The sequence below is a fragment of the Streptomyces sp. NPDC005438 genome (genome assembly GCF_040606315.1).
In the GTDB taxonomy this organism is placed as follows: domain Bacteria; phylum Actinomycetota; class Actinomycetes; order Streptomycetales; family Streptomycetaceae; genus Streptomyces.
The window spans coordinates 456,044-463,022 of sequence record NZ_JBEXEP010000004.1; the positions used below are offsets into that span (position 1 = coordinate 456,044).

At 71.4% G+C, this 6,979-nt stretch carries 7 protein-coding genes; 3 read left to right on the forward strand and 4 right to left on the reverse strand.

From position 1 onward, the window contains the following. Nucleotides 1-10: 10 nt before the first annotated feature. Both ABZT14_RS12275 and ABZT14_RS12280 read right to left on the reverse strand, forming a co-directional pair. Entirely contained in the window at nucleotides 11-412 is a 402-nt protein-coding gene (locus tag ABZT14_RS12275; RefSeq protein WP_356300101.1) for a DUF4190 domain-containing protein, read from the reverse strand. Next, nucleotides 409-570, reverse strand: a complete 162-nt coding sequence (locus ABZT14_RS12280) for a hypothetical protein (protein ID WP_356300104.1) — start codon at nucleotides 568-570, stop codon at nucleotides 409-411. The genes ABZT14_RS12275 and ABZT14_RS12280 overlap by 4 nt, the downstream gene beginning before the upstream one ends. Before the next feature lie 221 nt (nucleotides 571-791). On the opposite strand from ABZT14_RS12280, the gene ABZT14_RS12285 reads away from it, so the two are divergent. From ABZT14_RS12285 to ABZT14_RS12295, 3 genes are all read left to right on the forward strand, one after another. Next, nucleotides 792-1,406, forward strand: coding sequence for a TetR family transcriptional regulator (locus ABZT14_RS12285; RefSeq protein WP_356300205.1), 615 nt, complete (start codon nucleotides 792-794; stop codon nucleotides 1,404-1,406). Beyond that, nucleotides 1,403-1,969 (forward strand): N-acetyltransferase, encoded by a 567-nt coding sequence (locus ABZT14_RS12290; protein WP_356300107.1) that lies wholly within the window; start codon nucleotides 1,403-1,405, stop codon nucleotides 1,967-1,969. The genes ABZT14_RS12285 and ABZT14_RS12290 overlap by 4 nt, the downstream gene beginning before the upstream one ends. Nucleotides 1,970-2,710: 741 nt before the next feature. Further along, complete coding sequence (locus ABZT14_RS12295; protein ID WP_356300110.1) at nucleotides 2,711-3,835, forward strand: DUF4185 domain-containing protein; 1,125 nt, start codon at nucleotides 2,711-2,713, stop codon at nucleotides 3,833-3,835. 277 nt (nucleotides 3,836-4,112) lie between these two features. Here ABZT14_RS12295 and ABZT14_RS12300 read toward each other — a convergent pair whose 3' ends face one another. After that, complete coding sequence (locus tag ABZT14_RS12300) at nucleotides 4,113-4,775, reverse strand: response regulator transcription factor (RefSeq protein WP_356300113.1); 663 nt, start codon at nucleotides 4,773-4,775, stop codon at nucleotides 4,113-4,115. A gap of 1 nt (nucleotide 4,776) precedes the next feature. After that, nucleotides 4,777-6,090, reverse strand: a complete 1,314-nt coding sequence (locus ABZT14_RS12305) for a sensor histidine kinase (protein ID WP_356300116.1) — start codon at nucleotides 6,088-6,090, stop codon at nucleotides 4,777-4,779. Nucleotides 6,091-6,979: the final 889 nt, after the last annotated feature.

A 6,979-nucleotide genomic window follows, 5' to 3' on the forward strand; every position in this document is an offset into this window, starting at 1 on the left:
TGGCCCAGGGTCACCAGGTGGCGAAGTTGAGGGTCCACATCGCCGTGTCGTTGGCGTTCAGCAGGAGCCCCAGTACCAGGAGGTCCGCCACGCCCAGGCCCATGCCCAACAGGGCCCGGCCGCGTCGGGTGGTGCGCTTGAGGAGGGCCAGGCCGCCGAGGACCAGCGCGGTGGGTCCCAGTACGAGGTTGAAGACCAGCAGCCCGGTGAGGCCGAGGACGAAGGAGGCCACGGCCATGTCGTCCGCGTCGCGGCGTACCCGGGCGGCGAGCCGCTGGCTCCGGCCGCCTCGGGGGGAGGCGGGGGCGGTGGGCGCCGTGGGTTCGGTGGATGCGGCGGGCTGGACGGATGCGGCGGGTTCGGTGGATGCGGTGGGTTCGGTGGTGGGCCGGGTCGAGGTCAGCGGGGTCATCGGTTGCCTCCGTGGTGCCGTAGTCGTTCACGTACCGCGAAGCCCAGGAGCCAGGCGCCGATCAGGGTGGCGGCGACCAGGCTGAGGGGCAGAGGAGCGTGTGCCACCGCGCCCAGCATCACGGCCAGGAACAGTACGGCGACGACGAGAAGGATCATCGGTGTCTCCCGTGTGGTCGGCTCCTGTGACGAGGAGGGTCGACGGTCGTGACATCTGAGTGAACAAGTGTGGTTACGACTGTTCACTGACTTCACCGTAGCAGTGGCGTGACCGCCGAAACGAGTGTTTACTGAATGATGTGAGTCACAGCAGCGGAGCCGCCGCCCCCACCCCGCGAAGCCCCGGCCGGACCGGCCGGACCGCCCTCAACGAACGGCAGTTGAAGAAGGAGCGCACCCGCGAGGCGCTGCTCGACGCCGCCCTGGCGCTGCTGGAGGAGCAGAGTCTGTCCAGCCTCGGACTCCGCGAGGTGACCCGCGCCGTCGGCATCTCCCCCGCCGCCTTCTACCGCCACTTCCGCGACATCACCGAACTCGGGATAGTGCTGGTCCAGGAGTCCCTGGAGGGCCTCCACCAGCTGATCGGCGAGGTGCTGGTGCGCCAGGTCGACGCCGTGGAGCGCATCGACGAGTCGGTCGACCTGATCGCCGCCTGGGTGCGCGCCCACCCCGCCCACGTACGGTTCCTGGCCCGCGAACGCTACGGCGGTGTGCGCGCCGTACGGGCGGAGATGGCCGCCCAGCTGGACCGCTTCACCGACGAGGTCACCGCCGCCCTGCGGACCGAGGACGAGTCCGCCGACTGGACCGAACCCGAACTGCGGATGCTGGCCGAGCTGTACGTGGACCACATGGTCATCACCGCCGCCGCGCTCCTCGAAGCCGACCAGGGCGGCGGACGGGACAAGGAACAGGTACGGGAGACCGCCCGCAGCCAACTGCGACTGATCGACATCGGCCGCGTCCACTACCGCCAACACCGGGAACCGCGATGACCCGCTGGCACACCCGCCCCGAAACCCCCGAGGACCGCTCCACCGTGCGGGCCATCCTGACCGCCGCCTTCCCCACCGACCAGGAGGCCCGGCTGGTCGACCGGCTGCGCGCCGACCCCGACGCCTGGCTGCCCGGACTCTCCCTGATCACCGAGGACGAGCGGGGCGAAGCCGTCGCCCACGCCCTGCTCACCCGCTGCCACATCGAGGACCCCGAGCGGCCCGGGCGCCCCGAGCACTCTGAGTACGGCGGGTCCGGTGAACCCGGTGGTGCCGCACTGACCCTCGCCCCCTGCGCGGTCCTGCCCTCCCGGCAGGGCACCGGTGCCGGAAGTGCCGCCATCCACGCGGCACTCGACGCCGCGCGAGCCCGGGGCGAGACCCTGGTACTGGTCCTCGGGCACCCCACCTACTACCCGCGCTTCGGCTTCGTCCCCGCCTCCCGCTACGGCATCCGACCGCCCTTCGACGCCCCGGACCAGGCCATGATGGCCCTGCGCCTCGACCCGGACGCCCCGGTACCCCGAGGGGTCATCCGCTACCCGGAAGCGTTCGGCGTCTGACCCGGACCTCTTCCTGGTGGGGCCCGGGCCCGACCGGGCGCCGACCCCAGGGCTACGGTCGCCACGGTCGCGCCGTCCCCGGAGCCTGGGACCTTCAGCGAACCGTCACGGCTCCCCGCTCTCGGGGACCCCGAGGGCCCCGGAGTCGCCGCGCCGCCACCTCCCCGGTACCGCTCCGTCGGGCGCCTACGGCCCCGGGTCCCGCGCACCTGGCCCCTGGTCCGGGCGGCCGTACCCACTCGCGCCCATCGGCGTCCACCCCGGTCGGGGCCGGGGAAGGGTTCGGCAACACCGAAGGCCCGCGCCGAGGGCGGCGGCCTCACACCCTGACGCCCCGCCACGGCACCACCGCCGACCCGAGGGCCCCGCGTCGAGTCCCCGGTGCCCCCTCCCGCCGCGTTCCCGTACCGCCTCCTGGTAAGTCAACCTCCCCGCCAGTGAGGGGAGTTGGCCCCTAGGCGCCGACGGCCACCCTCGGGGTGGGGGCTGTCGGGGGCGCCGTCGACGAGGGCGGGCGAACGGCACCGACCGCGCCGCGCCGGCGGCCGAGGGGCGCGGAGTTGCCGTAGGACCTCTGGCGCCCGACGAAGCTTTGCCTTACTTTTCAGCGCAGCGAGGAAAACGATTTCTTCCTTCCTCCCTTCGCACAGCACCCCCATTCAGTGATCCCGGCCGACCAGCCCCAGCGATGCTCCCTGGGCGGCCGGTCCTCCCCAGGTTCCTCACGTCCCCGGAGACCACGTGAACAGATCACCCAAGGCACAGGCGAACCCCCTCAGACCCAGCCGACGCGCACTGCTGCGCACCTCGGTCGGCGCGGCACTCGGCGCGGCCGGACTGGCCGCCGCCCCCGGCGCCGCCTGGGCCGGCACCCCCCAGGCGAGAAGCGGGCGCGGTGACCGCGCCATCACCGGAACCAGGATCCGTAACCTCACCGGGCCCGCCGAGACAGGCCGGTTCGCCGCTCCCTGGACCGACCTGGGCATTCCCGTGAAGTGCCCCAACGGCTCCCTGCTGTACGTCTGCGGCGACACCTTCGACGGCGGAGGCGTCGGCGGCCCCGACTGGCGCTCACCGATCGGCCTCCGCTCCAGCAGCAGCGACCTGAACAACCTGGTCATCGACGGCAGCGTGGGCGGCGACCACGCGGTGGGCCTGGTACCGGAAGGCCACGAGGGCGGCACCACCGCCATCCCCTCCGACGTCTTCACCATCGGCGACACCATGTACATGCACCTGATGCGCGGGGTGATCTACCAGACCCACCACTCCGACTTCTGGCGCTCCACCGACAACGGCGAGACCTGGGAGTACCTGTGCCAGTGGCCCGGGAACGCCCTGGGCGGCCAGTTCCAGCAGAAGACCTACGCGGTCGCCGACGACGGCTGGTGCTACGTGCTGTCCACGGTGTTCAACCGCGAGATCGTCTCCGGCCTGCTGCTCCACCGGGTACGCCACGAGAGCGTCGGCGACCCGGCCGCGTACGAACCCTGGGGCTACGACGGCCAGTGGGGCTGGGGCGTACCCGCCTCCACCATCACCGGTGCCCGACGCTGGGGTGAGATCTGCTTCCGCGCGCTGGGAGGGAAGTACGCCTTCACCTACCTCCACCACCAGCCCAACGAGATCTCCCTCCGCGCCCAGGTCTTCGACACCCCCACCTCCAACCTGTTCGAGACGCCGGAACAGACCATGATCCTCCCGACGCTCCCCGGCAACGAGAACGGCAACCTGGTGGCCAGCCCCTACGGCGGCTGGATCTTCCCCGGTTCCAGCTACGACAACTTCCACATCGCGGTCAGCCAGTGGTTCGACAACCAGAACTACCGGGTCATGCAGTACCGCATCAACGGGCTGGCGGCCTGACCCACGGCCCGTTCACCTACGCCGGAAGGGGGGTGCCCGGAGCGAAGGTCGTCGAGGCCGTTCACCCCGGGCACCCCTCGCCCGTCCCCGTATCGTCCCCGCGAGTTCTCAGGTAGTCGGGCCGGCGGGCCGGTCCGCCGTCTTCCTTCGGCCGTCGTGTCGCGGGGCCGCCCGGGGGCGGGCACCGAGGGCGGGTGCCGGTGATGAGCACGGCCTCATGGGGTGCGGGACAGTGGGAGGGGCCGCCGGCCGGTCGCCGTTCGGCCACTGAGCGGCCTCATCCCCCCGGACGCACCAGCCCCGACTCGTACGCGTAGACCGCCGCCTGCGTACGGTCACGCAAGCCCAACTTCACCAGGATCCGGCCCACATGGGTCTTCACGGTCTGTTCCGCCAACACCAACTGCCCGGCGATCTCACCGTTGGACAGACCACGGGCGATCAACGCCAACACCTCCGTCTCCCGCTCGGTCAACGCCCCCACCCGATCCCGCCGGGGCGCCGGAGGCGCGCCCTGCCGAGCGAACTCCGCGATCAGACGGCGCGTCACCGTCGGCGCCAACAGCGCCTCCCCCTCGGACACCACCCGTACCGCCTCGGCGAGTTGACCCGCCGAGGCCTCCTTCAACAGGAAGCCACTGGCGCCCGCCCGCAGCGCGTCGTAGACGTACTCGTCCAGGTCGAAGGTGGTGAGCACCAGGATCCGGGTGGTGTTCTCCGCCCGGCCCACGATCTGCCGGGTGGCCTCGATCCCGCTCATCTCCGGCATACGGATGTCCATCAGGACCACGTCCGGGCTCAGCCGTTCCGCCTGTGCCACCGCCTCCCGCCCGTTCAGGGCCTGCCCCACCACCTCGATGTCGGGCTGGGCGTTCAACAGTACGGAGAACCCCTCCCGCACCATCGCCTGGTCGTCGGCGATCACCACCCGGATCGTCACGTCAGTCTCCTCCACCGGCCCTCGCCCCTTCACCAGCTCCCGGTCCTTCCCCGCCCCGAGGCAGAAAGCCGACCACCTCGAACCCGCCCTCCTTGGTCGGCCCGGCCCGGAGTTCACCGCCCAGCATGGCCACCCGCTCCCGCATCCCCAGCAGACCATGCCCCGCCCCGGGCACTGACGGGGAAACCGGCGCCGCATCGGGAGGCGAGTTGCCCACCCGCAGCCGCACCCCCTCCGGCACGTACTCCACCTCCACCCACACCCGCGAACCCGGGGCATGACGCAGGGCGTTGCTCAACGCCTCCTGCACCACCCGGTACGCCGACAACTCCACCCCGGGCGGCAGCGCCGTGACCTGCCCGGACACCGACAGCCGCACCCGCAGCCCGGCCGCCCGCACGTTCTCCACCAGTTCGTCCAGCCGCTCCAACGTCGGCTGCGGCGCGTCAGGGGCCCGCTCCCCGGCGACGGGCTCCTCGGAACGCAGCACCCCCAGCACGCGCCGCAACTCGTGCAGCGCCTCCACCGCGTTCTCCCGGATCTCCGCGAAACTGCGCGTCAACTCCTCCGGCGGATCCTTCACCCGGTACGGCGCGGCCTCCGCCTGGATGGAGATCACCGACATGTGGTGGGCCACCACGTCGTGCAACTCCCGGGCGATCCTGCCGCGTTCCTCCAGCAGGGTGCGCCGGGCCCGCTCCTCGGCGGTGAGCGTCTCCTGCGCCAGCAGCTGGCTGCGCGCCTCACGCCGACCTCGCAGTGCCGAGCCCAGCAGGGTCACCCCGGTGAACAGCACCGCGGCCAGCACCAGACTGTCGGAACGGTCCAGGGAGTCGCGGTGCCACGCGGGCAGGGGGATCACCAGCAGGGACAGCACCAGGGTCTGCACGGCCACCCGGGGGCGTACCCGGAGGGACAACAGCAGTTGCACGGCGGAGTGCCCGATGAGTCCGACCACGGTCCACGGCCAGAGGTCGGTCGTGCTGGGCGTGGGGTCGGCGGACGCGGTCATGAACAGCGCCCCCAGCACGGACATCCACCAGGCCAGCATCGGCCGGTAGAGAGCGGTGATCAACGCGGCGGACTGCGTCGCCACCAGGAAGACGGCTGTGCTGGCCGGCGTGTGATACGTGGTCATCAGCTCGGCCGAACTCGGCAGCAGGGCGAGCGCCGTGACGATGACGATGACGTGCGGCAGCCGGCGCAGTGCTCGGGGTCGGGACATCGGCGGCATGGGCATGACCGGGACCGTCAGCAGGTCCCGTCGCAGAGTGGTCAGCCCCTCGCGGAGCCGGTGAATGATCCTCGCCGCCATGGGCGTGAGTGTAGGTCGATGGACGGTTCCTGGCTGGGCCTGTGGATAACCCGCCCCTGCCTGGTCGGAGGGGGTGGAAGGGGCGGCTGGGGCACCGGGAGACGGGGAGGGCCTTGAACCCGGTGGTGGCGGAGCAGGGGGACCGGGTTCCTGGCCGGAGGGGGCGGGAGCCGGGAGGGGCGGGGCGTGGTTCGGGGGTGAGGGGGGCTTTGCGGGTGCGGTGTGTCGCGGGGCGGGGAGGTTGTCGGGGTGGGGGAGTTGCTTGGGGGGTGAGGGAGGTTCGGGAGGCGGAGTGCGGTTCGGGGGTGGGGGGTGCTCAGGATGTTGGGTGCGGTTCGGGGGCGGGAGTGGGGGCTGGGGCTGGGGCCGGTCGGGGGTGCTGTCCGGCAACTCCGGGTGTGGGTCCACGGTTTGGCCGCCTTGGTGGTGGGTGGAGTTGGGGAGGTGGGGTGGGAGGTGATTGTGGTGGGGCGGTGGGGCGGTTGTGGTCGGGGGTGGTGGGTGCCGGGAGAGGGGGTTGCGGGGGAGGTGGTGTGGGGGAGGGGAGGTCTTGGGTCGGGCGTGGGTGGTTTGAGGGGCTGAGTGGTCTGGGTGATCTGAGTAGGGCCGGGTTCGTGGTGGGTGGTGGATTTCTTGGTGGGGGCTTGGCGTTTGGTGGCTTGGGTTCCTTGGGGTGCTTGGGGTGCTTGGGGCTGTCTGGTGGTGGCTTGGGGTGGGCGGAGGCTTGGTTGGCTGCTTGTGGATAGGGGGTTGTGGATAACTTCGGGGGTTTTTGGCGGGTGGGTGATGATGGGGGTGCCGCGGTGATCTCCGTTCGTGCACCGTGCGGGCTCGTTGTGACCGGTTGCCTTCGCTTCCTTGGTGAGGGGCCTCTCTTCGCGTGGAGGGC

Coding starts and splice junctions, on each gene's coding strand:
- ABZT14_RS12280 (WP_356300104.1), bottom strand. CDS start 570: ATGATCCTTCTCGTCGTCGCCGTACTGTTCCTGGCCGTGATGCTGGGC.
- ABZT14_RS12290 (WP_356300107.1), top strand. CDS start 1,403: ATGACCCGCTGGCACACCCGCCCCGAAACCCCCGAGGACCGCTCCACC.
- ABZT14_RS12275 (WP_356300101.1), bottom strand. CDS start 412: ATGACCCCGCTGACCTCGACCCGGCCCACCACCGAACCCACCGCATCC.
- ABZT14_RS12305 (WP_356300116.1), bottom strand. CDS start 6,090: ATGGCGGCGAGGATCATTCACCGGCTCCGCGAGGGGCTGACCACTCTG.